Genomic DNA, 24,466 nt, shown 5'->3' on the forward strand with positions numbered 1-24,466 from the left:
AGCATTTTTACTCACAAATCACATTTTTATTTCGTTTTATAATAGAGATTAATATCAAATTCTTTTTTCATAACAGAAAAAACCTTGTCGCGATTCATCCACTCTTCTTCGCTTTTCCAAAAATCAGTGCTTTTATCAATAATTTCCCATCTAAGCTCATGATATTCTTTTTCCGCTTTTTCTTCTTTCTTTTTAAAATAAACGGCTGTTGAATAGCTGAATGCAATCAGCAAAACGGCGAATAAGTGTGATGATTGAAAAAAATAGAATAAAACAAACAAAAGATCTGTTTCCAATCGTTGATATACGTTGAAATAAATAAACACTATAAAAATGATCACTTCCACAAATGTAATTATTTGCCAAACCAAACATTTCTGTTTATATGTTTCGAATTCTCTTTTACGCTCAATGAGCCCTTGCAGCATATGCTTGGTAGGTTGATCTGTATAGGGCAGATCTTTAATTTGCCTTTCCATTCGTTTAAAATCCCCCAAAGTTTTTTGTACAAGTTATGCATGATCTTTTTCAAATATGAAAATTTTTTAGTTATTGGGGATTATCTAAAGGGATTTTTAAAACTTGTCCGACATAAATGTTGGAATCTTGAAGATGATTCCATTCTCGAATAAGCTCTTCGCCATTTCGGCTTTTATAATACTTCATCGAGATTTTATACAGCGTTTCGTTCGGCTGGACAACATGAGTAATGATGCGTCTGTTCTCTTCCATGTTTCCATCGCTTTCATTTCCAGAAATTTCTTTTCGGGTTTCGTCTCTTGTGCTGTTGGAAGAGGATTGTTCTTCAGTCGTTGGAGAAGCTTCCTGTTCATTCTGATTTCCTTCTTCTTTGTCTGAGTTAGAGGAATTATTTTCTTCCACTCTCTCTTCTTGAACAGACTTCCCGCTATTATTTTTAATAATTACAGAGTCAAAATCTGAAAGATTTTCCCCGCTGCGGTTTGATTGATTTCGTTCTAAATAAGAAGTTAAAAATAAAACAACGACTGGCACTAATATAAAAAGAAAGACGAGAATACGCAAAAGCGGATAGTTCATTTTCTTTTTTTTCTTCCGCCTTTTTTTATGCACTTCACTCCGAGACGGATATGTCCCCGTTCTCTCTTTTATTTCATCAATCATTTTTTCCCTTAAACGCTCAGCTTGGTCATGTTCATACGGACTTGTCATCTTCTTCATCGTCCCTCCCATCGCCTTTACTATTTTTCAAATATTGAAAGCGAATTTGCACTGCCGATACAAAGTCGATAAGAAAATGAGCGAAAATTGTTGTTAAAATATTCTCAGTCAGTTCAAATATCACTCCGAGAAAAAAACTGACGAACAAAACCGTTGCAAATAACAGCCATTTTGAAAGATAACGAAAATGCATGAAGGCAAAGATCAAACTGGCGATAAACAGTCCGAAATGGGTTTGCAGAACCCCGCGAAACAATATTTCTTCCGCAAAAGCAACGATAAGGGTCATCCAAAAAATTTCCGGCAAGCTTCTGTTTTGAAACAGTTTTTCATTGATTCCTCCATCATCGTACCAGCTTTTTGGCGCCCATTTCATAATTACCAAATCAATGAGCAGAACGATAACTGTTGCAAGCAAGCCAACAGCTATCGTTTCCCAACTCAATTCCCATAATTGAAAAAAATCCTCCGCACGGTCAAAAAAAATGAACCCTAAAATAATCGATATAAGAAGAAATAGCGACTGAGTGACCATGAGATGAAATAAAAGCTCTCGATCGGTCATGTTCTTTATCAATTCTTCTTGTCTTTTAATCACGCCTTCACCCACTTTGACGAAACAGCCTTTTTAATTCTTGCTTCCAATCCCACTTTATCATTGGCTGGGATGAATGAATTTTTTTTCGGATAAAAAAACGATCGTTTATTCCGCAATTGTCGCAGCAAATCGAAACCTTTGTTGAAGGTTTTTCCTGAAAATAGCTTAAAATCATGTTCCGCCTGCATGCTTTTGCTCGTAAAAATGCTTCCATGTCGGCTAATTTTTTAAATTTCATTTTCATTCGATCTTCAATCTTGCTCCATACATAATTTACGATCTGATCAGTCGTCCAATGATACATGTTTTCATCCAACATTTGGAAATTATATTGTAAAAATCTCCTCTGTACATCAGACAAGCCGAAGCTGCTCCACTCTTCTTCTGTTAAATCAAAGCTTCCCTTTAACCGAATCGTTTTTACAATCAACTCAATCTCTTTTTTTTCAGGAAATTCAGAACGTATTATCGACCGGGGAAACTCCTCGTCACCCTTTGGTACAAGTGCAATTGCAATGCTTTGGTTTCCATCTCTTCCTGCCCGGCCTATTTCTTGTACGTATGATTCCATGTCAGCAGGATAATGGAAATGGATGACAAATCGAACGTCTTTTTTGTTTATTCCCATTCCAAAAGCATTTGTCGCCGTTATAACCGAAAGTTCGTCATTTAAAAATTGCTGTTGAATCAACATTCTATCTTCATATTCCATTCCGCCATGATAATAAGCCGCATTTGTCATTCCCTTTTGTTCAATCCATCTGGCAAGCTCTTCCGCCCACTTTCTTGTGGAGCAATAAATGATACCCGGCCCTTCTAACATTTTCAGCCATTCGGCTAATCGCTCCAATTTTTCCTCTTGGCTGCTTACGGCTTCAACATTAATGGCAACGTTTTGCCTGTCAATAGAATGAATATGAAATGTTGCATCGGTTAAATGCAAGCATTTCGCGATATCGTTCAGCACTTCTTTAGTGGCTGTGGCGGTCATCGCCAAACAAGGGGGAGAACCGATCATCTCCCTTACCTTTCCGAGCTTTAAATAGTCAGGCCGAAAATCATGTCCCCACTGTGAAATGCAATGCGCTTCATCGACGACAAATAAAGATATTTGGATTTGCGCCAATGCATCCAATAGCCTTTTTGATTTAAACATTTCAGGCGATAAAAATATAAATTTGTAACGGTGCAATTGCCGGAAAGCTTTTTCTTTTTCATATCGGGTTAAAAAGCTGTTTAATGCAATGACTCTTTTTTCTCCAAACATTTTCATCTGCTGTTCCTGGTCTTGCATGAGCGACAATAGCGGAGACACTATTAATACAGCACCTTGTAAACAATAGCCAGAAAGCTGATAGCACAATGATTTTCCACCGCCTGTCTGAAGCATGGCAACTACGTCATGTCCGCTAATAACATCTTCAATTATTTCCTTTTGGCCTGTTTTAAAGCTTGAATAACCGAATTTTTCCTTCAGCAAAGTAAAAAGATCTTTCGTCATTGCCATCTCCTTATTGCAGCCATTGCCAGCCGAATTTGAAAATAGCTGTATTGATCTTGAAGATATTCTTTAACTTTTTTCAGCTTGTTTGTTTGCAGCTTTTCAATCGCTTGCCCGATTTTGACCACATCTTCTTTGCTTACATAAGGTTCGAAGGCAAAATCGTGCATGTTTAAAGCAATCTCAACAATATGGTCCTCAATCGTATTTCTTTTAAGCTTTCGGACTGCTGCAATTTCATCAATGCCCAACCCCTCCGCCAACAAGCGGTACGTTTTTTCCGCCGATGCGGTTAGCGGGTGTTTTTTTATCAAATCTCTTAAAAGACCGAATAATATCGGATATTGATCAGAACGTTTTTGCAATTCGTTCACCATTTGAATGACGGCAGCTTGAAACATAAGCTTCAAATAAAAAGGATCTTCATTCGCAGCTGCTGCAAGCTGTTCAAAGGTGATTCCATTTTTTTTAAAGCCGGACAAACGATTGACAACTAAGATAGCTCCCTTTTCATCTAAACATTCAAGCAAACGGTTCATTTCCAAAAACGTTCGATTTCCGATATTTTTCTTTGTCTCTTTCATCTGTAATATGTATGTTTTGACAAAATGCAACAGCTGACCATTATTTGTTATAGGTAAAAATTTCGAATGGTTATAAACTAGATGGGAAACCGTTTGAACAAATAAAGATAAACGCTGCCAAAAAATTTTTCCTATATCATTGTAGGTGGCCCCATCCAGCTTATCAGGAAACGGTTTTTCTGACAAAAATTCTTGCAGCACCCGTTCGCCGTTCATTGTGACCATATAAAACTCGCCTTTTACTTGTTTGACATATGACAGCTGAACCAATCTGTTTAACAAGTGATTATATTCTTCAAGCTCGAGCTCACGGCAAATGCCAAATAAGTTCGATAAATGAAAAATAATGCTATCTTGAATCGTTTGAGAAGATTTTTTTCCTTTTAATAAATGAAAAACAGCTGCTTTCGATCGCTCGCATTTGAGCTGTTGAAAACAATAAAGGATGATTCCTTCCAAATAAGAGAGAGGCATTTGATCACCTTAAAAATTGAAACCTTCTGTTCAATCCTTATTTTATCAAAATTTATCCAATAATTGTCGAAAAATATATAATGAATGATTTGATTTAAGTAAGTTTATCGAAATACTATGACATTTCATCTTTTTTTATTGAAATGTTTAATATTCCATCTTACAATAATTATGTGGTATTCTGATTATTATATAAAACATTCTGAAGTGGAAGATAAATGTTTCTTTCTCTTTTATGACTTCTACTCATTTCATTTATACAGGAGGTTAGACAATGCCAAAATATACAATCGTTGACAAAGAAACATGCATTGCATGTGGTGCATGTGGGGCAGCAGCGCCAGATATTTATGATTATGACGACGAAGGAATCGCATACGTTATTCTAGATGATAACCAAGGGACGGTTGAAGTTCCAGAAGTTTTAGAAGATGATTTAATGGATGCTTTTGAAGGTTGCCCAACAGATTCCATTAAAATTGCCGATGAACCCTTTGACGGCGATCCTTTAAAATTTGAATAGCTGTTTCATCAGCTTTAAAAGAACAACCCCCACGGAAAAACGAATTTCTGTGGGGGTTTTGTGTATCATAATTCGGAGCACCGTGATGATGCGAAAACATCATAACGGCTGATCTCCGCTTTTTTGCTCGCATATAAATTTATGCATTTTGCACGTTAAATTTATGTTGAAGCCATTCTTTGATTCTGCCGTAAATCATTAAAAAGACAATGGCAATAATTGTTCCTTTAATGAGGTTAAAAGGCAAAATCCCGGCAATAATGACTTGCTTCACTTCTGCAATCGACATTTGCGGCATATTTAAAAACAGTGTATATGCCGGCAAAATGAAATAATAGTTCAATAAGCTCATGGCTACTGACATCGAAATGGTCCCGGCAGCTAAACCGAAAAGAACCCCTTTCATCGAACGAATTTTTTGAAACACGAATGCAAACGGCAAAAGGAAAAACAATCCAGCCAAGAAATTTGCCAACTGATCAATCGGAACTCCTGTCGCGCTTCCTTGAATGATGTAATGAAGCGTATTTTTAATCGCTTCTACAGCCAATCCTGCAATCGGCCCTAATAAAATCGTCGCCAGCATAGCAGGAATTTCGCTGAAATCAATTTTTAAAAATGCCGGAAGTCCCGGAAGCGGAAAGTTAAGAGCCATAAGCAAGTAGGAAATCCCGCTCAACATTCCTACAAAAACAAGTTTAAATGCCTTTGTTTTTAACACAGTCCTTCTCTCCTTTTCTTTCTGTGATCCATCTTGAAAAGAAGGAAGGGTCCATCTCCTGCTTCAATAAAAAAACCCTCTACATTGACGCAGAGGGAGAATTGTAAGCAGGTCAAAATAAACGTTTCAATGATCATATTTTTTGAAACGCCTGAACCCTCATCTTCTCCCATCCAGACTATACTGTCGGCTCTGGATTCTCACCAGATCCACCGTAAAGGAAAAACACCTTTACGGGTCACGGGCTAAAAAAGCTTAAAAGCTTTTATCACCGCCGGTCGGGAATTTCACCCTGCCCCGAAGATGAATCCATATTTTTTTATCTTCATTATATACAATAATAAAAAAAAAAGAAACTTATTTTATTTCATTGTCTTTTTTCTACAATTGCCAATATTTTTTACATCCTCTATAATAAAAAGGCATACATAATAAAGGAGGATTTTGTCGATGGCAAACAATAAAGTTGTCGAAGCTTTTATTGAAATTCCGACAGGAAGCCAAAACAAATATGAATATGACAAGGAAAAAGGCGTTTTTAAACTAGACCGAGTTCTTTATTCGCCTATGTTTTACCCTGCAGAGTACGGTTATTTAGAAAATACTTTAGCACTTGACGGAGATCCTCTTGACATTCTCGTAATCGTCACCAATCCGACTTTCCCTGGATGCGTCATAGAATCGCGTGTCATTGGCTATTTAAACATGATCGACAACGGTGAAGAAGATGCAAAATTAATCGGCGTTCCTGTAGATGATCCTCGTTTTGATCATGTTCAATCGATTGAAGATCTGCCGGAGCACAAATTAAAAGAAATTGCCCATTTCTTTGAACGTTACAAAGATTTGGAAGGAAAACGAACAGAGATCGGCAGCTGGGAAGGACCTGAAGCAGCGGCAAAACTAATTGACGAATGTATCGCACGATACAATGAATCTAACAATTAAACAAAAAAGAGAGCTGTTTCTTCAGAAGCAACTCTCTTTTTCCCTTTTTACACACAGTAAACGTTTTCAAACTGTAAAGTTTTGAACCTTGACAACATAGACCAGTTAAGATAAAATAATCAGAAATTTTGTTTTCATTTTTAATTCGTTCACTAGGGGGATCTTAGAAAATGTTTCATGTTCTTGTTTCTGACTCAATATCAAGCGATGGATTAGCACCATTATTGAACGATGAAAACATCAATGTCGTTCAGAAAAAAGTAAGTGAAGTTGACGACCTGGAAAAATATGATGCTCTGCTCGTCCGCAGTGCAACGAAAGTAACAGAAGAACTGCTTCAAAAAATGACAAATTTAAAAATTGTTGCAAGAGCAGGCGTCGGAGTCGATAATATCGATGTTGAAGCAGCGACAAAATACGGAGTTGTCGTGATTAATGCACCTGACGGAAATACGATTTCAACTGCCGAGCATACATTTGCCATGATGGCATCGCTTGTTCGTCATATTCCACAAGCAAATGTTTCCGTTAAATCAGGTGAATGGAACCGCTCCGCCTTTCTCGGTACTGAGCTATACGGCAAAAGCTTAGGAATCATCGGTTTAGGACGAATCGGCAGCGAAATTGCCAAAAGAGCAAAAGCTTTTGGAATGAACGTCTTAGTGTTTGATCCATTTTTAACAAAAGACCGGGCGCAAAAATTGGGAGTAAACAGCTGCAAGCTCGATGAAGTTTTAGCGCAAGCTGATATCATTACTGTTCATACACCATTGACAAAAGAAACAAGAGGTTTATTAGGAAAGGAAAATATCGGAAAAACGAAAAAAGGAGTTTATTTATTAAACTGCGCCCGGGGCGGCATCATCGATGAAGAAGCATTAATTCATTATTTAGAAATTGGACATGTGAAAGGCGTTGCTCTTGATGTATTTGAAGTCGAGCCTCCAGTAAATCGGAAGCTGCTTGATTTTGAACAGGTCATTGCTACACCGCATCTTGGAGCATCAACGAAAGAGGCCCAATTAAACGTTGCCTCTCAAGTTGCTGAAGAAGTATTAAAATTTTTAAATGGAAAACCTGTTACAAATTCTATTAATCTACCAACATTAACAAAAGATATATTTGACAAAATACAGCCGTTTTATAAATTGGCCAAAAAATTGGGTCAGCTTGCTTCTCAATACATGAAAGAACCTGTTCAACATATCGGAATCGTTTACGAAGGAACGGTTGCTGAACTCGAAACATCTTTTATTACGAAAGCATTTCTTGCTGGATTTTTAGGAGAACGGGTTGATTCAACTGTTAACGAAGTGAATGCTGGCCTCATCGCCAAAGAACGCGGCATCAGCTTCAGCGAAAAAATTGCTTCAAACGGTTCTGGATATGCAAATTGCATCGCTGTTCAAGTAGATGGAGATCATCGGACTTTTTCCGTAAAAGCAACGTATATTCCAAACTACGGTGAACGAATTGTTGATTTAAACGGTTTCGATATCGATTTTTACCCGGCAGGGGAAGTATTATATGTAGAACACATCGATAAACCAGGTGTTATTGGACGCGTCGGAAAAGTACTGGGCGACCATGGCGTAAACATCGCAACAATGCAGGTTGGACGTAAAAACATCGGCGGCGAAGCAATCATGGTTTTAACTTGTGATAAACTGATTGATGATCAGCTTATTGAAGCGTTAGTCCAGTTCGATGACATCGTTTCTGCCAAAACTATTCATTTATAATATTTAAAGGTGCTGGGAGGGCTTATCTCTCCTGGCTCCTCTGTTTTTAATCCTCCCAAAAACAAAAGACCGATGAAAAGCCCCATAATTAGGGCAATACCCAGCCTCCGCATTAAATCCAGCATCCGTTCATCCTCCTTTCCTCCTTTCGTACATTCTCAATATTTATGATGGTGTCTTTATGTTTAGACCTATTTCCGTTCCTTTTGCTATGCATCAACTTTCAGGTCAATAAAATTAGGCGAAAAAGGCACTTCCACCGGTTTTGAAATATCAATATTTCCGATTTTTTTCGCATCAAAGCCTTCGAACTTCACTTTCTTAAAGCCGAATTCTTTCGCTGTCATTAAAATCGCTTCCAGCATAACTTCAGTATGCTCTGTGTTTTTCATTTTTGAAGCATTTTCAAAAGTGACCGTAAGCAGCTCATCATCCTTTTTCAATTGCTTAATTTTAACGGAATTATTAATGGAAGGTTCAAGCCCGTCTTCCTTACCTTTTTGCATGGCATTCATTGCCTCTTCAATTGTTTCATATTCATTTTTTGATGGAACGAGCAAAGGATTGCTGCTATTTTTAGGAAAAAACAAGAAATAGGCTTTTTTCAGCAGCTTCTTTATTTGAAATTCGGAAACAAAATGCTCAGAAGGAACATGCTGCTTTTCATTTGTAAATAAGCGCACCTTTTTATAATTTTGCCACCGAAATGTTTCTTTTAATACTTCTTTAAAATTTTGTTCATTATGGAAACGGTCTTTTATATTCAATTTTTCAAAATTTATGATCACCTCGTCACTTCGGCTTTTGCTTTCATAAATGTCTGCATCTTGAAAGGCAAAAGCTGAAAGATTGAAACGTTTCACATCGATCTTGTTTAAGACGTCATTTATTTGCTTGACGGCAGGCTCGAATTGATTTCCTTTAAAGCTTAGAGGAACGACATGCTGTTTGCTTTCATCTAAAAGCCCTACTGTGATAATTTGTTCAGTTGAAGAATTTGGAACTATGGAACGATACTTCGGCGAAGCCTCCATCGTTTGACTTTCGGTTAAATGACTGTTTCCTGCGTTTTCGGCCTTTTTGTTGTATGAATATTGGGTTTGTTCATTTTTGCTGTTGCTTAGCGGAAAAACTACAAAAGTGACGGCTGCTGTCAAAGCAACAATCGAAGCTGATGGAACAATGAATTTCAATATTGTTCTTTTTCTTTTTTTCTCGGTAATATTGTTCCAAATCTCGAATGAACTGCGGGAATCTTCTACTTTTGGAAACTCGCTTATCCATTTTTTGATTTGTTCATCGCTCCACAGAGAGTTTTTCACTTGAAACTACCTCCTGTTCTGTCATAGCTCCCTGATCTTTCGTGACACCTTGTTCTTTCATAGCTTTATCTATATAATTTTTTAACACTTTTAAAGCCCGATGCTGGGTTGTTTTGACTTTGCTTTCCGTCCACCCCAACACCTCGGCTGTTTCTGCAACAGATAATTCTTTTATAAACCGTAAAATTAAAACGGTTCTTTGATTCACATTACAGTCATTCATTGCTTTGTATAGCATCTGTATTTCTTCTCGTTGTAAAGCTATTTCTTCCGGGAGGGGCTCTTGATCCGCAATTTGTGCTTGATCTAAATCAAATTTTTCCATTATTCGCTGACGGAGAGTTTTTTGCTTTCGAAAAAAATCAATCGCTACATGCCGAGCAATGGAAAATAACCATGTTTTTTCACTGCTTCGTCCTTCAAAGCTCGAGTATGATTTTAAAACTTTTATATACACTTCATGCACCAAATCTTCCGCTTGTTCCCGATCCTTCACCAAATAATATAAAAACTGAAAAATATCTTGATGATACTTTTCGTATAATCTTTGAAACGATTCATCCATGCACATACCCTCCGTTTAAAATATTTGTCGAAAGAGACGCATGACATGTTACAAACAAAAAAGAAAGGGTCTTATAAAAGAGACCCTCGGTGTCAATTTTTTTTGCTATTATTTGTCCGGAACACCTTCCCGCTTCGTTCGTATTCGACATCCTTCACGTTTAGGCGGTAATTTACAACCCGAGCAGCAGCAAATAAATAATCAGACAGACGGTTCATGTAAATGAGGACCGGATGATGAATTTTAACCTCTTTCATTAAAGAAACGATTAAACGCTCTGCTCTTCTGGCAACTGTTCTCGCAATATGTAAAACGCTGGCCGCCTCCGTTCCTCCGGGCAAAATAAATTTTTCTAATGCAGGAGCTTCTTCCACATAATGATCGATTCGTTCCTCTAAAAAACGGATCATATCCTCCGTCGTTTTAAACGGATGTTTTTGCTTTTCGTACACAACCGCTATGTCAGATCCGCAATCAAACAAATGATGCTGAATTTTTTCAAGCTCTTCGTAAATATCTTGAAACGCTTTATCTGTTAAAAACGTCCTTGCATAGCCTATGTAAGCGTTCAATTCATCAATCGTTCCGTAAGCTTCCACCCTTGGATCATCTTTATCGACGCGCGCACAAATAACGTTCGTCTGTCCTTGATCCCCTGTACGCGTATATAAATTCATTGCCAAACCTCCCTTCTGTTACGTGTGAAACAATAAAGATCGGCAAATTTTTACGATGTTTGCGGCAATAATACGGTAAATGTCGTTCCAACATTTAATTTGCTGTGAACTTGTATTACCCCTTTATGGGCATCAACAATATTTTTCGCAATGGCAAGCCCCAGACCCGTACCTGCTCTTCCACGCGTTCTCGCTTTGTCAGCTTTATAAAAGCGTTCAAACACAAACGGCAGATCTTCTTCACTGATTCCGCTTCCTGAGTCCTGAACATCTATTTTTAAACCATTGCTTTCTGAAATAATTACTTTTACAAATCCTTGTGCACTCGTATGGCGGATAGCATTGTCAATTAAATTGGTCAGTACTTGCTCAATGCGGTCCGGATCAAACGAAAAGGAATCCGTTTGAACATTCAGCAAATATTCGAGGTGAATCTGTTTTTCTTTTGCAATGCCTTGAAATTTGCGAATAATTTTTTCAATAAAAGGCTTCAATTTGACATCTTGTATATTTAAGGAAATATGTCCTGCCTCCATTCTGGCCAAATCCAATAAATCATTCACCAATCGGCCCATTCGCAATGATTCGTCATAAATAACCTGAACAATCTCCTTCCGCTCCTTTTCGCTTCCTGCAATGTCATCGCGAAGAGCTTCGCTGTATCCTTGCAGCATGGCAATAGGCGTCCGCAGCTCATGGGACACATTGGCAATAAAATCAATTCTTAATTTGTCGAGACGTCTTTCCTCCGTTATATCGCGCAAAACAACGACCGCTCCTCGAACACGATTTTGATTATAAAGAGAGCTCATGATCACTCCCCATGTTCTGCCTTGCAAAGTAATCTCTGTAACCTGCTCGCGGTGAGTCGTCGTCACTCGTTTAAACAGCTCTTCAATAGCCGGCGGAAGCTCATGTTCCTTTTTCGGATTCATCCCGTTTTCATAATACCATGCCTGCAAAAAACGTTCAGCAGGAGGATTTGTGACTAAAATCGTTCCATCGATATTTAACGTAATGACACCGTCGGCCATGCTGCTTAAAATGTTTGAAAGCTGTTCTTTTTCTTGCCGCAAAGCGTTAATATGAAATTTCACCTGCCGGCCCATTTGGTTAAAGGCAACAGCTAATTCACCAATTTCATCGCTTGTCAGCTTCGGAACTTTCGTATCAAATTTTCCATTCGCCACTTCAATTGCGACTTCTCTCATTTTTCGGAGCGGATAGGTAATGCGGGTTGATAAAAAAAATGCAAAAACGGTCGTTAATATAATAGCTATAAATGCTGCCATAAAAATATATTTAGTTGTTTGTTTTGTTGTTTCATTAATGGCAGACAAAGATTGTACGACAAATATCGCTCCAGATTGATAAGGCACTCCGACGATCATCATTTCATTGTTGAATTTATTGTGATCAATCGTTTGCGGAAAGCTTTTTACAAGGCTGATTTTTTCTTGATCTTCCAATACTTTTGACAGTTCTTTCTCACTGATGATTTCATTTAATGAATATTGAGCGACACCCGCCCCGTCATTTTGCTTTTGCCAATATGTTTTTCCACCATCAACGATATACACACTTGTTAGTTTATCAGAAAGTTCAGTTGCGATGGAGCCGGCTAATGGTGTATTTTGATGATTTTCCATAATAATGGCTGCTTTATTGGCAAGCTGGGTCAATTTTTGCTCGGCATCTTTTATATGATAATTTTCCATAAACTCGAGCAGCAAAATGGTTAAAATCGACAGAACCACTATCACAAGAAATAAAATGGTCATCCAAAGCTTGCCAACAACGCTTCTCCAAAATTTCATTCTTCAACGACCTCGAATTTATAGCCGACACCCCAAACAGTCACGATCATTTTGGCGGCTTCAGGCGAAACTTTGTTTAATTTTTCCCTAAGTCTTTTCACATGAGTGTCAACTGTTCGTAAATCTCCAAAAAATTCGTAATGCCATACTTCCTTCAGCAGCTTTTCCCGGTCGTATACTTTATCAGGAGTTTTTGCCAAAAAATAAAGCAGCTCGTACTCTTTCGGGGTTAAGTTGACTTCCTTGCCGTCGGCCGTCACGCGATGAGCATCATGATCGATTGTTAAGTGCGGGAAAACGATCACATTTTTCGCCGACGAATCGGTTTTTAAATAGCTTGTTTGTGACGCCCTTCTTAAAATCGCTTTCACACGCAAAACAACCTCTCTCGGGCTGAACGGTTTTACAATATAATCGTCCGCACCGACCTCAAACCCTTGAACACGGTTTACCTCCTCTCCTTTTGCTGTCAGCATAATGACAGGAGTGGCTTTCTTTTCTCTCAGCTGCTTGCATACTTCGATTCCGTCAATTCCGGGCATCATAATATCCAGAATAATCAAATCATAATCGGCACAAAGAGCCTTTTCAAGCGCTTCATCACCATTTTCCGCCTCATCTATTTGATAATTTTCCCTTTCTAAGTACATTTTCAAAAGCCTGCGAATTCTTTCTTCATCATCTACCACTAAAATCGTTACATCCTGGTTCTCTGACATATTTTATTCCTCCCTTGATCAGGTTAAAAAAGAGCTGACTCAAATGATAATGATCCAAATTCCAGCATGTATCATGAGTCAGCCAATCCGTTTATGCATATGAATGTAAACCAGCTATCACAAGGTTTACAAAAATTAAATTAAACATGATGATCGCAAATCCGATAACCGCAAGCCATGCTGATTTTTCTCCATGCCATCCTCTCGAAAGCCGTAAGTGAAGATATGCCGCGTAAAACAGCCAAGTGATCAATGCCCAAACCTCTTTCGGATCCCAGCCCCAAAATCGGGTCCAAGCGATCTGCGCCCAAATCATGGCAAATATTAAAGCACCTAGCGTAAATACTGGGAATCCAATCGCTACTGAACGGTAGCCAATTTCATCCACCACATCCAAATTTAAATTTTTCACTAAAGGCTGCAACGCTGCAGAAATACGCTTTCTCAATATTAGGCGGATCACTCCGTATAAAATCAGTCCTACAAATGTGGACCATAAAACAGTGTTCACCTTTCTGGCCGATAAAATCGCCGGCAATTCCACAAAGCCTGCAAGCCGATCTTTTGTCAACAATTCTCCTTCGTGCGGCGCAACGAGAGCAGGCAAATGAAATTCCATTTCCGCCTCTTGTCCATTTTTATCGATCCATTTAAACACTGATTCATAATCCATTGCTCGGAACACGGTTGTGACAATGACAAATGCAAGTGTTGTGACTAATACAAACATGACAAATTCAAGCCAAAACGTCTTTTTTGTTGCTTTTGATTGATCCACAACCTTTGTTAAATACAGGACTCCGGCTACAAAGCTGATCGCCAAAATAGCTTGTCCGGCAGCAGCTGTTGTTACATGGATTTTCAGCCAATCGCTTTGAAGAGCTGGTATTAAAGGGCTGATTTCTGTCGGAAACATGCTGGCATATGCAATCAATAAAAGTGCAACTGGCAATGTAAATAAGCCAAGTGCAGACAGCTTATAAATAAAATAAATAATGATAAATGCTCCTACTAGCATCATACCAAAGAATGTCGTGAATTCAAATAAGTTCGAAACCGGGGCATGTCCAGCAGCGATCCATCTCGTAACGAAGTATCCCAGTTGAGACAAAAAACCGAGGATCGCCGCCGCAATGCCTAATCGCGCCCATCTATTCGGTTTTTCATCCTTTCCTCTTTTGTCACGGATGGAACCGCCAAAAAAGAATGTTCCTATTAAATACAAAATAAACGCAATGTATAATAAAGTGCTGCTAAGTTCAGCCACAAACTTCCCCTCCTTCATGAGGTTCTATTCTTTTAATTGTTTTTGGTCAACAGGCTTTTGAATTTCAGTATCGCGCAAAATGATGTCCAATTCATTTTTTAATCCAAACCAGTTTTTGTTTGTATGCCCCGCCAGCATGATTTTGTCGTTATCCGCTTTCAGCCATATGCGGCGATGCTGCCAGTACAATCCTTGAATTAAGCCTATCATAAAAATGGCTCCGCCGACACCGAGCACCCATAAAGTTAAATCTTTTCTTACAACTAGACCCGTTAAGTTTTTCGTTTCAATTCCTGAAAATTTCATTTTGTATTTGTTATTCTCGTTAGGTTCAATCGTTTGCTGGATGGCAACGAAACTCGTTTCTCCCTTCGGTCTGTCAGGTGCAATCATTTTAAAAACAAATGCCGGGTTGTTTGGCACTCTCGACCGCGTGGCTGGATTGCCTTCGTCATCAAAATAAAAATCTGGAAGATAGCTAGCAATTTCAACAGCATAGCCGTTTCCTAAATCATATTTCTTTTCTGGATTTAAGAGGTCAATGACAACTTTCCCGAAGCTTTTCCCCGATTTTTTATCGATAAGATCAAACGTCATTTTATTTAACTCATTCAGCTTGTAATTCACTTGATAGACAGCATAAGAATCAAATTTCAACGGTTCGTTGACGCGAATGCTGAAGTCTTTTACCTCTTTTAATTTTGGTTCTTCACCCGGCAGGCTGTCTCCCTGCTTTTTATAAAGCGTCACATTTGATTGGAAGTTTTTAGCTACGCTTCCATCGCCGACACGGTCAATCGCTTCCTGAAACACATCTTTTTCTTTTTCCTTTTGATAAGTTTCCAAAATGAATTGATGATGCTTCAAATAATACTCGCCATTTGTCCCGGGTATTTCTTTCGTTTCCCCTTCTCTTAACCAGAGAACCTCATCCACATACATCCCCGGGAAAAAGCGGAGCATGGCTCCAATTAAAAAAATAATCAAACCGATATGATTGACATACGGACCCCATCTGGAAAATCGATTTTTCTCTGCCAAAATGTTTCCATTTTCTTCTCGAATGCGATAACGGCGCGCTGTTAAATTTTTTTTAACTTGTTCTACATTTTTTTCAATATTGTCCACATATGATTCGCTAAAAAGGCGCTGTCTTTTCAAAAAAGACTCGTGCCGAGACACACCTTGATTTTTCAAGGCACGATAAAGTGGAATAACCCGGTCAAGCGAGCAAATCACAAGCGATATTCCAATCGATGCGATCAAGGTCATATACCACCAAGAACCGTATAGGCGGTGGAAGCCTAATTGATAATAAAGCTGGCCTAAAATTCCATATTCATCTTTATAAAATTGCTCTGGCGTTACGTTGGAAGGTATGTACAATTCTTGCGGAAAAATCGTTCCGATTGCTGATGCGATCAGCGTTATCACAATCAGCCAGACTCCAACTTTAACAGAAGAGAAAAAATTCCATACTTTATCGACGATCGTTTTATTATATGTTTGAGAACGTCTGGCGCTTCCGTCATAACGCATATCATGAAGTTTTTCCGAATTGCCTTCGCCCTCTGCTGCCAAGGCCCGTCCGCAATTTTCACACAGCACAGTACCGAACGGATTTACATGACCGCATTCACATTTCACATGATTCATGTTGAAAACTCCCTAACTATGGTTTTATCATTTCCATGTAATCTCGAACTTCCCGTTCCGTCATTGGTGCAGTAATGATTTTGACAACCTTCCCGTTCTTATCGATGAGAAACGTAGTAGGCAGCGGATCTACATCATATGCATGAAGCACCTGCTGATTTTTGTCAATGACAATCGGGAAATTGAGTCCGTATTTTTCCGCAAATTTTTCCACTACTAATTTTGATTCGCCAACGTTGACAGCTAAAACTTCCACGCCTAAATTTTTATAGTGCTGATATTGTCTTTCAATGTAAGGCATTTCACGTTCACAAGGTTTGCACCACGTTCCCCAGAAATTGAGAAATACCCCTTTTCCTCTATAATCGGAAAATTGATGCTTTTTTCCTTCTAAATCAGTAAGAACAAAATCAGGCGCAGCTGATCCGACTTTCACTTTTTCTTTGCTCATAAAAAAATTTGAATAGAGTGTATATCCAAGAGCACCTAATAAAATAACAAGAATAATCGAGCGAGTAATGAGTCGCCTTTTTTTCATCGTGTGTACTCCCTTTGTTTTTCATTCGCTTGTTATTATATCATTGAATTTCCGTTCATTCAGAAAAATAATTTTGACGTTTATGTGACATAAAAACGTGTAAGCCCCTAAAGCAGTACATTGTTTGCAACGTTTTGTCGGTATAAATGCGAAAGCTTAACCGATTTTAGGCTAAACTCTCGCATGCTTGCCGTGCTGGGCCAGCGCCCGCAATCTCTTCACCTCGTGGGGAGTAATTTCGCGGAACGCACCCGGATGGAGCCCTTTTAAATCTAAAAATGCGTACCGTTCTCTTTTCAGCTTCAGCACAGGATAGCCGATTTTATCAAACATTCTTCTAATTTGCCGGTTTCTTCCTTCATGAATGGTAATTTCGATTATACACGTTTTTTTTCTTTTATCTAAAGAAAGCATTTTGACTTTTGCTGGTTTTGTCATTCCATCCTCCAGCATGATCCCTTGCTCCAGTTGTTTTAATTCTTTCCTTCCTGGAATTCCTTTAACTTTCGCTACATACACTTTATCAATTTCATATCGTGGATGCATTAACAAATTAGCAAAATCGCCATCGTTTGTCAGGATTAGAAGGCCTGAAGTATCATAATCAAGTCTGCCGACCGGAAAGATGCGCTGCTCAAAATCTCGAAAGTAATCGGTGACGACTTTTCTCCCTTTTTCATCTTTCACGCTCGAAATAACTCCCCTAGGCTTATAAAACAAAATATAAATCGGTTCTTCCCTTTCTACCGGAATCCCGTTTACCTCCACCTTGTCCTCGTCAGATACTTTTGTTCCGAGCTCTGTTACAACTTGTCCATTTACAGTAACTTTTCCGTCCAAAATTAATTGCTCCGCTTTTCTTCTTGAAGCAATTCCCGAACGCGCTATCACCTTTTGCAAACGTTCCATTGATCTCACCTCTCTAAAAATATTACCTTCTTTCGGTCTGGTTACACAAGATGAACGCATTTATTTTTTTGCAAATAAAAAAGCTAAGCTCATTAAAGCTTAACCGAAAAGGAGCGTAACAATTATTATGGAAGAAAGGATGGCTGCAAAATCCGCCAGCAGCCCAACCTTTATCGCATCGCCCATTCGCTTGATCCCAACAGCACCGAAATATACTGTAATGATATACAAAGTCGTGTCTGTGCTCCCTTGCATGGTGGCTGCCAGTCGGCCGATCAACGAATCCGCTCCATGCATTGAAATTAAATCGCTCATAATTCCTAACGAAGCTGTTCCAGAGATGGGCCGAATTAACGCTAGCGGAACAATTTCCGCCGGGACGTGGATAGCTTGAAACATCGGTTTTAACAGGTCCATAAAAAAATCGAGAGCCCCTGAAGCGCGAAAAACAGACACTGCCACGAGCATGCCGACAAGATACGGAATAATGGAAAAAGAAATTTCGATTCCTTCTTTTCCACCTTCAACAAACGCTTCATAAGTTGGAATGCGTTTAAAAGTCCCGTACAACAAAATAAAACCGATGATCAATGGGATCAGCCATATCGAAACAGCACTAATGAACACCATCGTTATTCTCCTTTTCTTTTTCGTAAATAGTAAAAATAGCGGTCAATCATAATAGCGGCTATGGTAGCAAAGAAAGTCGACAGAAGCGTTGGCACGACAATATCAGTCGGATTATGCGAACCGTATGTCATTCGTATAGAAATTACAGTTGTTGGAACAAGAGTCAATCCAGTTGTATTTAATGCTAGAAAGGTGATCATGCTTCTGGACGCCTGGTCTTTATTTTTGTTCAATTTTTTCAACTGCTCCATCGCCTTAATTCCCAACGGTGTAGCTGCGTTTCCTAGCCCAAACATATTGGCGAGCAAGTTTGACAGCATGTAGCCCATCGCAGGATGCTCAGGGGGAACATCAGGAAAAATTCTCCTCATCAGCGGTTTGAACAGATTCCCTAGCTTTTCTAACAGACCGCTTTTCTCAGCAATATTCATTAAGCCTAACCAAAATACAAGCACGCTGATGAAGCCAAAGGCAATGGTGACACCCTCTTTTGCACCTGAAAAGACGGCTTTATTCACTTCCTCCATTGTTCCGTTGAACATTGCAAATACGACGCCGATCAAAGTTAAGGCAACCCAAATAATATGAATCATGCGGAAACACCCAGCATATCAAAAAATAGATCGATCATCTTTCCAAACCAGCCATGCGGAGGCTCTACATCACCGTTTTCAAAATAGATCGGCACTTCTTCAATCGTTTCGCCATCGAGCAACACTCTCAATGTTCCTACTTTTTCTGGAACCTTTTCAGGATGGTTCTTCCACGAAGCCTTCGGTTTTGCTAGGAATAAACGGATGTTTATTTTGTTTTTTTCTTCCTCCATCAGCGGATAAACAATGTCGCGATTAATGAAGATGCGGTCTTTGTAAAACTTGTTGTCAATGGCAAGGTATCCTTCTTTTTTGATCGTCACTTGATCATATTCGCTGAACGCGCTGTTAAACATGGACATATGGTCGTTCCAATCATCGGGAGCATTTAGCGTAACAGCAATTAAATGTAAATCATCTTTTTCCGCAGTGGAGACTAATGTTCTATTTGCCCTCTTTGTGTACCCGGTTTTACCGCCTGTACAATATTCATATAAATTTAAAAGTTTGTTTTTATTTTTCCACTGAAATCCGTCTTTTTTATAAACTTTTGTTCCAAATATTTTGCGGAACGTTTCATTCTCCATGGCGTATTTCGTTAAAAGAGCCATATCATATGCGGTAGAATAGTGGTTTTCGTGATCATCCAAACCGTGCGGGTTGGCAAATTCAGTATTTGTCATGCCGATTTCCTTCGCCTTTTCGTTCATCATAAATACGAAACCATCTAAACTGCCTCCGACAAATTCAGCAATCGCCACCGCAGCGTCATTTCCGGACCTTAGCATAAGACCATAAACCAAATCTTCCAGCTTCACCTTTTGCTTTTGCTTAAGATATATGGAAGACCCTTCAGTTCGGACAGCGCGGTCACTGACAGTCACATTTTGATCCATTTTTCCTGATTCAATTGCTAAAATCGCCGTCATGATTTTCGTAATGCTTGCAATGCGCATTTTTTTATGTGGGTTTTTTTCAAAAAGGATCCGGCCGCTCTCCTGATCCATTAATATGGCGCTTTCTGCACTAACTTCAATCGTATGAGTTGCATGAGCTGTCGGGATAAAAAAATGGCCTATCAATATAAAAAGAATGAATACATTAATACGTGATGTCCATTTGTTCATTAATGCTTTCACGTCCCTTTATTCGATTCGTTTTGTACAAGTTTATGCAAAGAAGACAACCGTATGAACGGAATTTGAAAGAATGTGAAATAAAAATAAGTCTCAGACTGCCGCCTGAGACGACTTACAAGTTATTTAATTTTTCAAAGAATAAATCTGCCTCTTCTTGAATAAAATGCTCTTCATTCTCGATCTCTGTCAATGAAGGCAATTCTTCGATCGTTTTTAATCCGAAATATTCAAGAAACTCTTTTGTCGTTCCGTATAAAATAGCTCTTCCCGCTCCCTCTTCTCTGCCGACTTCTTGAATAAGCCCTTTCGCTGAAAGGGTCCGGATCGGCCTTTCTGACTTTACCCCTCTAATTTCTTCTATTTCAATCCGGGTAATCGGCTGTTTATAAGCGATAATGGCCAATGTTTCAAGCGCAGCCTGAGAGAGTGATTGGTTCATAGGAGTTTCCATCAGCCGCTTTAAATATGGTGCATGCTCCTTTTTGGTTGTGAGCTGGTAAACCCCTGCTACTTCTACAAGGTCGATCCCCCGTTCTTTTTTTTGGTATTCCTCTTTTAAATCTTCAATAATGCTTAAAACCGTTGCTTCGTCAATTTCAAGAACGGAAGTTAATTGCTTGATGGAAAGGCCTTCGTCCCCAGCCGCAAATAAGAGCCCTTCCAAAATGGATTTCCATTCAATAATCCCTAAACTCATGCAGCTTTTCACTCCCGTAAATATAAATTTCTGAAAAATTATGTTCTTGTTCTACATGAACGTATTCATTTTTCATCAGCTGAAGCAAAGCTAAAAAAGTCACGACCATATAATCCTTCCTGTCAGCTGGAAAGAAATCGTGAAACTCCTTTTTCTTTTTCGATGCCTTCAGCTCCATGATCATTTCCTTCATTCGTTTTTCGATCGGGATTTCTTCTTTTGCTACGGTTCGTTCGATTGGCTTTTCAATTTTTTTTCGTTTTAGCATTTTTTGAAAGGCAGCGATCATATCATAAACCGTTACGTTTCCTTTTTGCAAAATCGGCTCTTTTTCCTCCAAATATTCGCTCAAGTCGCTTGGAGGCTTCGTATAGACAAGCGCCCGTTCACTTTCCAGTTCTTTCAGCTTTACTGCCGCTTCTTTATATTTCTTGTATTCAATTAAACGGGTAACAAGCTCATCTCTCGGATCGGACTGCTCTTCTTCGATGATTTCCTCGTCTGACCACTCTTCCTCCTGTCTTGGAAGGAGCATTTTGCTTTTAATCGACAATAATGTGGCTGCCATCACTAAATATTCACTGGCAACATCCAGCTCAAGCTCCTGCATCGTGTGAATATATTCCATATACTGTTCTGTTATTTCGCTGACAGGGATATCATATATATCAATTTCTAAACGATGAATTAAATGCAAAAGCAAATCTAACGGACCTTCAAAAGCTTCTAACTTTACTAGATACATTATCTGATCATCACCCTCGATAAATGGCTAATTTTTAGTATAGACCAATAGAAAAATACATCCAATACTCTTTTTCAACAAAGCTCATTTTTGTTTATTTTTAAATCAGGCATGAATACTTTCTTTTTTGCAGCCATTTTCATAAACTATAACATATATAGTAGAAAAAAGGAGTTTTCTCAATATGTACCCACCTGAATATATTGAGTTTTTATATCATTTTCATTGTGACCGGGATTATTTTGAATGTCATGAAATTTTAGAAGAATTGTGGAAAAAAGATCCTAAAGAAGAGAGAAAACAAATCTGGGTCGGGCTTATACAAATTGCCGTTAGCTTTTATCATTACAGGAGAAAAAATTTCAATGGTGCTGAGCGGATGATGAAAAATGCTATTCGCATTTTAAAAAATGAAACGGCGTCTCTTAACAAACTCGGTTTGGATGATGAACAGCTCTTACATATTTTACAAGACACTTTTGGTCGAATTCAAAAAAGAGAACCATATAAAAGCATTCAGCTGCCGATTTTTGATCAAAACCTTTACGAAATTTGCTTAACAACGGCAAAGGAACGAGGAAAAACGTTCGGTGAGCCTAGCGATATTTCAAACGTTTTTTTAATACATAAACATAAAACAAGGGATCGAACGGACATCATTGAGGAGAGATTGAAAAATTGGCATAAAAAAAGAAAAAGAAGAGAGTGATCAGCTCTCTTCTTTTTCCAATTGTTCATGGTCGCATTTTTCAAAAAAGGATTGAATTTGTTCGCTAGGAATAACATGTTTATCTTTATATAGCTCTTTTACGGCATTGATCATTTTTTTGCCGATTCCTTCATGACGATGGGACGGGTTTACGCAAATATGCTGAATTTCCACTATTCCTTTATCTTTCAATTCAACTCCGATCACTCCGATAACATCTTCTTCCTTCCATAAGAAAAGCTGCCAATTTTCGTCATTTTCATACGTTTTCATCGTTTGCTGGAGCTGCTTTAAATCCTTTTCACTCGGCATAAAGGAAAGAAGCCCCATCGCAATTTTTTCAAAAGCTTTCTTATATCGAACTAACATGCTGGATCCCTCGTTAATATATAACATTCTTTCAAGAAAGATTTTATGGGCAACTGGTGTTGAATCCCATTTATCATATTGCTCTTAACATTATATACATTTTCTTATGAATTTTAAACTGTTTTCTTTAAAGTTGGGCGAGGGATTTGATTAAATTTGCCATTTCAATTGCCGATAGTGCTGCGTCCCAGCCTTTATTGCCCGCTTTCGTTCCTGCTCGTTCAATCGCTTGCTCGATATTTTCCGTCGTGACGACGCCAAATATTACCGGCACTCCTGTTTGCAGAGAAGCGTTCGCAATCCCTTTTGCCGCTTCATTGCATACGTAATCGTAATGCGTAGTAGATCCACGGATAACTGTTCCTAAGGCAATGACCGCATCGTATTTTTTGGACTCAGCCAGTTTTTTGGATACAAGCGGGATTTCAAAAGCCCCCGGAACCCATGCAACATCAATGTCGCTTTCCGAAACGCCGTGGCGGATGAGGGCATCGATTGCTCCGCTTAACAGCTTGCTTGTAATAAATTCATTAAATCTTGATACGACAATTCCGATTTTCAAATCTTTTCCGACTAAATGTCCTTCAATTTTGTTTATGCTCATTAGTATAACCTCCCGCTAAATATGAAGTAGATGTCCTAGTTTCGATTTTTTTGTTTTCAAATATTTTTCATTATCCTTGTTTGCCGGTATTTCAATTGGAACCCGCTCCAATATTTCAAGTCCGTATTCTTGCATTTCTTTCATTTTTCTCGGATTGTTTGTCATTAAACGAATAGACTTGGCTCCAATATCCTTCAGCATCTGTGCTGCAACAGCATATTCTCTTTGATCCGGCTGAAAGCCGAGCTCCTCATTTGCTTCGACCGTATCATAACCTTTTTCTTGAAGCTTATATGCTTTCAATTTATTTATTAGCCCGATCCCCCTGCCTTCTTGGCGCAAATAGAGCAAAATTCCGCTTCCTTCTTTTTCAATTTCACTCAATGCAGAATGAAGCTGCGGGCCGCAGTCGCATCTGTGAGAATGAAAGACGTCTCCTGTCAGGCATTCTGAATGGATTCTAACTAAAACGGGATGCTCCGGCTTAATTTCACCCTTCACCAGCGCAATATGCTCTTTTCCATCATACAAGCTGGTATAACCGATGGCTTTAAAACGGCCAAAACCTGTCGGAAGCTCGATTTCCACTTCTTTTTTGATTAATTCCTCCCGTTTTCTGCGGTATTGAATTAAATCTTGAATCGTGATCATTTTTAAATTGTATTGTTCCGCTATTTCTTTTAATTGAGGAACCCGAGCCATTGTTCCGTCTTCATTAATAATTTCGCAAATGACGCCAGCTGGAAAGCATCCTGCCAGCTTTGCCAAATCAACGGCTGCTTCCGTGTGGCCGGCTCTTTTTAATACTCCTTCGTTCTTTGCAATTAACGGGAAAACATGTCCGGGTCTTTTAAAATCCTCCGCCCTTGCATCCGGCTGAATGAGCGACTGAATCGTTTTAGCTCGCTCATATGCGCTGATTCCCGTCGTTGTTGTTTGATGATCGATGCTGACAGTAAACGCGGTTTGGTGCAAATCTGTATTTTCCGCTACCATAGGGTGAAGCTGCAAACGGTGCGCTAACGATTCCGTGATCGGCACACAGACGAGACCTTTTCCTTTTGAAATCATAAAATTGATCATTTCAGGGGTGGAAAACTCAGCTAGACCGACAAAATCTCCTTCGTTTTCCCGATTCTCATCATCCACGACAATGATCACTTTCCCCTGTTTTAAATCTGCGATGGCATCCTCAATGGAATGAAACATTATTCTATCA

At 38.9% G+C, this 24,466-nt stretch carries 28 protein-coding genes and 1 riboswitch; of the genes, 4 read left to right on the plus strand and 24 right to left on the minus strand.

All coding sequences use genetic code 11. The features are described 5' to 3' along the window. Positions 1-26 precede the first annotated feature (26 nt). The 5 genes from NSU19_RS12430 to NSU19_RS12450 form a co-directional block, all read right to left on the minus strand. Positions 27-479, minus strand: a complete 453-nt coding sequence (locus NSU19_RS12430; protein WP_063388613.1) for a DUF2663 family protein — start codon at positions 477-479, stop codon at positions 27-29. A 70-nt stretch (positions 480-549) separates the two neighbouring features. Further along, positions 550-1,200: a LysM peptidoglycan-binding domain-containing protein gene (locus tag NSU19_RS12435; RefSeq protein ID WP_157728008.1), complete on the minus strand. Its 651-nt coding sequence runs from the start codon at positions 1,198-1,200 to the stop codon at positions 550-552. Next, positions 1,175-1,798 (minus strand): CPBP family intramembrane glutamic endopeptidase, encoded by a 624-nt coding sequence (locus tag NSU19_RS12440; protein ID WP_063388615.1) that lies wholly within the window; start codon positions 1,796-1,798, stop codon positions 1,175-1,177. The genes NSU19_RS12435 and NSU19_RS12440 overlap by 26 nt, the downstream gene beginning before the upstream one ends. Before the next feature lie 4 nt (positions 1,799-1,802). Further along, positions 1,803-3,299, minus strand: a complete 1,497-nt coding sequence (locus tag NSU19_RS12445; protein ID WP_339196744.1) for an ATP-dependent DNA helicase RecQ — start codon at positions 3,297-3,299, stop codon at positions 1,803-1,805. Then, positions 3,296-4,357: a helix-turn-helix domain-containing protein gene (locus tag NSU19_RS12450; protein ID WP_339196747.1), complete on the minus strand. Its 1,062-nt coding sequence runs from the start codon at positions 4,355-4,357 to the stop codon at positions 3,296-3,298. The genes NSU19_RS12445 and NSU19_RS12450 overlap by 4 nt, the downstream gene beginning before the upstream one ends. Before the next feature lie 274 nt (positions 4,358-4,631). On the opposite strand from NSU19_RS12450, the gene NSU19_RS12455 reads away from it, so the two are divergent. Further along, positions 4,632-4,880, plus strand: a complete 249-nt coding sequence (locus tag NSU19_RS12455) for a ferredoxin (RefSeq protein ID WP_063388618.1) — start codon at positions 4,632-4,634, stop codon at positions 4,878-4,880. 139 nt (positions 4,881-5,019) lie between these two features. Here the strand turns inward: NSU19_RS12455 and NSU19_RS12460 are convergent, their stop codons facing one another. Continuing rightward, positions 5,020-5,562: an ECF transporter S component gene (locus NSU19_RS12460; protein WP_232515771.1), complete on the minus strand. Its 543-nt coding sequence runs from the start codon at positions 5,560-5,562 to the stop codon at positions 5,020-5,022. A gap of 196 nt (positions 5,563-5,758) precedes the next feature. Beyond that, positions 5,759-5,910: riboswitch (FMN riboswitch) on the minus strand. A gap of 141 nt (positions 5,911-6,051) precedes the next feature. Between NSU19_RS12460 and NSU19_RS12465 the strand changes: the two genes are divergently transcribed. Then, positions 6,052-6,549 carry an inorganic diphosphatase gene (locus NSU19_RS12465; RefSeq protein WP_339196749.1) on the plus strand — a complete coding sequence of 166 codons (498 nt, stop codon included), beginning with the start codon at positions 6,052-6,054 and terminating at the stop codon, positions 6,547-6,549. A 170-nt stretch (positions 6,550-6,719) separates the two neighbouring features. Then, positions 6,720-8,291: a phosphoglycerate dehydrogenase gene (gene serA, locus NSU19_RS12470; RefSeq protein ID WP_066247685.1), complete on the plus strand. Its 1,572-nt coding sequence runs from the start codon at positions 6,720-6,722 to the stop codon at positions 8,289-8,291. Here the strand turns inward: serA and NSU19_RS12475 are convergent. The 15 genes from NSU19_RS12475 to NSU19_RS12545 form a co-directional block, all read right to left on the minus strand. Beyond that, a complete protein-coding gene (locus NSU19_RS12475; protein WP_261308724.1) occupies positions 8,282-8,416 on the minus strand; it encodes a hypothetical protein in 135 nt (44 codons plus the stop codon). The genes serA and NSU19_RS12475 overlap by 10 nt on opposite strands. A gap of 84 nt (positions 8,417-8,500) precedes the next feature. Beyond that, positions 8,501-9,613, minus strand: a complete 1,113-nt coding sequence (locus tag NSU19_RS12480; protein WP_339196752.1) for a GerMN domain-containing protein — start codon at positions 9,611-9,613, stop codon at positions 8,501-8,503. After that, positions 9,588-10,178 (minus strand): RNA polymerase sigma factor SigX, encoded by a 591-nt coding sequence (gene sigX / locus NSU19_RS12485; RefSeq protein ID WP_094246152.1) that lies wholly within the window; start codon positions 10,176-10,178, stop codon positions 9,588-9,590. The genes NSU19_RS12480 and sigX overlap by 26 nt, the downstream gene beginning before the upstream one ends. A gap of 92 nt (positions 10,179-10,270) precedes the next feature. Next, positions 10,271-10,855: a cob(I)yrinic acid a,c-diamide adenosyltransferase gene (locus NSU19_RS12490; protein ID WP_339196754.1), complete on the minus strand. Its 585-nt coding sequence runs from the start codon at positions 10,853-10,855 to the stop codon at positions 10,271-10,273. A gap of 50 nt (positions 10,856-10,905) precedes the next feature. Next, positions 10,906-12,672 (minus strand): ATP-binding protein, encoded by a 1,767-nt coding sequence (locus tag NSU19_RS12495; RefSeq protein WP_339196757.1) that lies wholly within the window; start codon positions 12,670-12,672, stop codon positions 10,906-10,908. Next, complete coding sequence (locus NSU19_RS12500) at positions 12,669-13,391, minus strand: response regulator transcription factor (RefSeq protein WP_066247683.1); 723 nt, start codon at positions 13,389-13,391, stop codon at positions 12,669-12,671. Before NSU19_RS12500 ends, NSU19_RS12495 begins: the two co-directional genes overlap by 4 nt. Before the next feature lie 91 nt (positions 13,392-13,482). Continuing rightward, positions 13,483-14,658, minus strand: coding sequence for a c-type cytochrome biogenesis protein CcsB (ccsB, locus tag NSU19_RS12505; RefSeq protein ID WP_063388626.1), 1,176 nt, complete (start codon positions 14,656-14,658; stop codon positions 13,483-13,485). 24 nt (positions 14,659-14,682) lie between these two features. After that, entirely contained in the window at positions 14,683-16,314 is a 1,632-nt protein-coding gene (locus tag NSU19_RS12510) for a cytochrome c biogenesis protein ResB (protein ID WP_130157473.1), read from the minus strand. A 16-nt stretch (positions 16,315-16,330) separates the two neighbouring features. After that, positions 16,331-16,852 (minus strand): thiol-disulfide oxidoreductase ResA, encoded by a 522-nt coding sequence (locus tag NSU19_RS12515; protein ID WP_063388628.1) that lies wholly within the window; start codon positions 16,850-16,852, stop codon positions 16,331-16,333. A 171-nt stretch (positions 16,853-17,023) separates the two neighbouring features. Continuing rightward, positions 17,024-17,761: a pseudouridine synthase gene (locus NSU19_RS12520; protein WP_339196760.1), complete on the minus strand. Its 738-nt coding sequence runs from the start codon at positions 17,759-17,761 to the stop codon at positions 17,024-17,026. A gap of 99 nt (positions 17,762-17,860) precedes the next feature. Next, positions 17,861-18,391 (minus strand): spore maturation protein, encoded by a 531-nt coding sequence (locus tag NSU19_RS12525; RefSeq protein WP_063388630.1) that lies wholly within the window; start codon positions 18,389-18,391, stop codon positions 17,861-17,863. 2 nt (positions 18,392-18,393) lie between these two features. After that, on the minus strand, positions 18,394-18,984 hold the full coding sequence (locus tag NSU19_RS12530; RefSeq protein ID WP_063388631.1) for a nucleoside recognition domain-containing protein: 591 nt from the start codon (positions 18,982-18,984) through the stop codon (positions 18,394-18,396). Further along, positions 18,981-20,111 carry a D-alanyl-D-alanine carboxypeptidase family protein gene (locus tag NSU19_RS12535; protein WP_066247679.1) on the minus strand — a complete coding sequence of 377 codons (1,131 nt, stop codon included), beginning with the start codon at positions 20,109-20,111 and terminating at the stop codon, positions 18,981-18,983. Before NSU19_RS12535 ends, NSU19_RS12530 begins: the two co-directional genes overlap by 4 nt. 124 nt (positions 20,112-20,235) lie before the next feature. Beyond that, on the minus strand, positions 20,236-20,820 hold the full coding sequence (scpB, locus tag NSU19_RS12540; RefSeq protein ID WP_327848146.1) for an SMC-Scp complex subunit ScpB: 585 nt from the start codon (positions 20,818-20,820) through the stop codon (positions 20,236-20,238). Next, positions 20,801-21,565, minus strand: coding sequence for a segregation/condensation protein A (locus tag NSU19_RS12545; RefSeq protein ID WP_063388634.1), 765 nt, complete (start codon positions 21,563-21,565; stop codon positions 20,801-20,803). Before NSU19_RS12545 ends, scpB begins: the two co-directional genes overlap by 20 nt. Positions 21,566-21,749: 184 nt before the next feature. Here NSU19_RS12545 and NSU19_RS12550 point away from each other — a divergent pair, with 184 nt between their 5' ends. Next, entirely contained in the window at positions 21,750-22,274 is a 525-nt protein-coding gene (locus NSU19_RS12550; protein ID WP_311066290.1) for a DUF309 domain-containing protein, read from the plus strand. Here the strand turns inward: NSU19_RS12550 and NSU19_RS12555 are convergent, their stop codons facing one another. From NSU19_RS12555 to NSU19_RS12565, 3 genes are all read right to left on the minus strand, one after another. After that, positions 22,275-22,643: a GNAT family N-acetyltransferase gene (locus tag NSU19_RS12555; RefSeq protein WP_063388636.1), complete on the minus strand. Its 369-nt coding sequence runs from the start codon at positions 22,641-22,643 to the stop codon at positions 22,275-22,277. 127 nt (positions 22,644-22,770) lie between these two features. Further along, positions 22,771-23,241 (minus strand): 6,7-dimethyl-8-ribityllumazine synthase, encoded by a 471-nt coding sequence (ribE, locus tag NSU19_RS12560; RefSeq protein ID WP_063388660.1) that lies wholly within the window; start codon positions 23,239-23,241, stop codon positions 22,771-22,773. A gap of 21 nt (positions 23,242-23,262) precedes the next feature. After that, positions 23,263-24,456: a bifunctional 3,4-dihydroxy-2-butanone-4-phosphate synthase/GTP cyclohydrolase II gene (locus NSU19_RS12565; RefSeq protein WP_063388637.1), complete on the minus strand. Its 1,194-nt coding sequence runs from the start codon at positions 24,454-24,456 to the stop codon at positions 23,263-23,265. Positions 24,457-24,466 lie beyond the last annotated feature (10 nt).

Source organism: Aeribacillus sp. FSL k6-2211 (assembly GCF_037966125.1).
GTDB classification, from domain to species: Bacteria; Bacillota; Bacilli; order Bacillales; family Aeribacillaceae; genus Aeribacillus; species Aeribacillus composti.

What these genes read in the sequence shown, in the direction of transcription:
- NSU19_RS12430 (WP_063388613.1), bottom strand. Translation starts at nt 479, where the DNA reads ATGGAAAGGCAAATTAAAGATCTGCCCTATACAGATCAACCTACCAAG.
- NSU19_RS12435 (WP_157728008.1), bottom strand. Translation starts at nt 1,200, where the DNA reads ATGAAGAAGATGACAAGTCCGTATGAACATGACCAAGCTGAGCGTTTA.
- NSU19_RS12445 (WP_339196744.1), bottom strand. Translation starts at nt 3,299, where the DNA reads ATGACGAAAGATCTTTTTACTTTGCTGAAGGAAAAATTCGGTTATTCA.
- NSU19_RS12450 (WP_339196747.1), bottom strand. Translation starts at nt 4,357, where the DNA reads ATGCCTCTCTCTTATTTGGAAGGAATCATCCTTTATTGTTTTCAACAG.
- NSU19_RS12455 (WP_063388618.1), top strand. Translation starts at nt 4,632, where the DNA reads ATGCCAAAATATACAATCGTTGACAAAGAAACATGCATTGCATGTGGT.
- NSU19_RS12460 (WP_232515771.1), bottom strand. Translation starts at nt 5,562, where the DNA reads ATGTTGAGCGGGATTTCCTACTTGCTTATGGCTCTTAACTTTCCGCTT.
- NSU19_RS12465 (WP_339196749.1), top strand. Translation starts at nt 6,052, where the DNA reads ATGGCAAACAATAAAGTTGTCGAAGCTTTTATTGAAATTCCGACAGGA.
- serA (WP_066247685.1), top strand. Translation starts at nt 6,720, where the DNA reads ATGTTTCATGTTCTTGTTTCTGACTCAATATCAAGCGATGGATTAGCA.
- NSU19_RS12475 (WP_261308724.1), bottom strand. Translation starts at nt 8,416, where the DNA reads ATGCTGGATTTAATGCGGAGGCTGGGTATTGCCCTAATTATGGGGCTT.
- sigX (WP_094246152.1), bottom strand. Translation starts at nt 10,178, where the DNA reads ATGGATGAATCGTTTCAAAGATTATACGAAAAGTATCATCAAGATATT.
- NSU19_RS12490 (WP_339196754.1), bottom strand. Translation starts at nt 10,855, where the DNA reads ATGAATTTATATACGCGTACAGGGGATCAAGGACAGACGAACGTTATT.
- NSU19_RS12495 (WP_339196757.1), bottom strand. Translation starts at nt 12,672, where the DNA reads ATGAAATTTTGGAGAAGCGTTGTTGGCAAGCTTTGGATGACCATTTTA.
- NSU19_RS12500 (WP_066247683.1), bottom strand. Translation starts at nt 13,391, where the DNA reads ATGTCAGAGAACCAGGATGTAACGATTTTAGTGGTAGATGATGAAGAA.
- NSU19_RS12510 (WP_130157473.1), bottom strand. Translation starts at nt 16,314, where the DNA reads ATGAATCATGTGAAATGTGAATGCGGTCATGTAAATCCGTTCGGTACT.
- NSU19_RS12515 (WP_063388628.1), bottom strand. Translation starts at nt 16,852, where the DNA reads ATGAAAAAAAGGCGACTCATTACTCGCTCGATTATTCTTGTTATTTTA.
- NSU19_RS12520 (WP_339196760.1), bottom strand. Translation starts at nt 17,761, where the DNA reads ATGGAACGTTTGCAAAAGGTGATAGCGCGTTCGGGAATTGCTTCAAGA.
- NSU19_RS12525 (WP_063388630.1), bottom strand. Translation starts at nt 18,391, where the DNA reads ATGGTGTTCATTAGTGCTGTTTCGATATGGCTGATCCCATTGATCATC.
- NSU19_RS12530 (WP_063388631.1), bottom strand. Translation starts at nt 18,984, where the DNA reads ATGATTCATATTATTTGGGTTGCCTTAACTTTGATCGGCGTCGTATTT.
- NSU19_RS12535 (WP_066247679.1), bottom strand. Translation starts at nt 20,111, where the DNA reads ATGAACAAATGGACATCACGTATTAATGTATTCATTCTTTTTATATTG.
- scpB (WP_327848146.1), bottom strand. Translation starts at nt 20,820, where the DNA reads ATGAGTTTAGGGATTATTGAATGGAAATCCATTTTGGAAGGGCTCTTA.
- NSU19_RS12545 (WP_063388634.1), bottom strand. Translation starts at nt 21,565, where the DNA reads ATGTATCTAGTAAAGTTAGAAGCTTTTGAAGGTCCGTTAGATTTGCTT.
- NSU19_RS12550 (WP_311066290.1), top strand. Translation starts at nt 21,750, where the DNA reads ATGTACCCACCTGAATATATTGAGTTTTTATATCATTTTCATTGTGAC.
- NSU19_RS12555 (WP_063388636.1), bottom strand. Translation starts at nt 22,643, where the DNA reads ATGTTAGTTCGATATAAGAAAGCTTTTGAAAAAATTGCGATGGGGCTT.
- NSU19_RS12565 (WP_063388637.1), bottom strand. Translation starts at nt 24,456, where the DNA reads ATGTTTCATTCCATTGAGGATGCCATCGCAGATTTAAAACAGGGGAAA.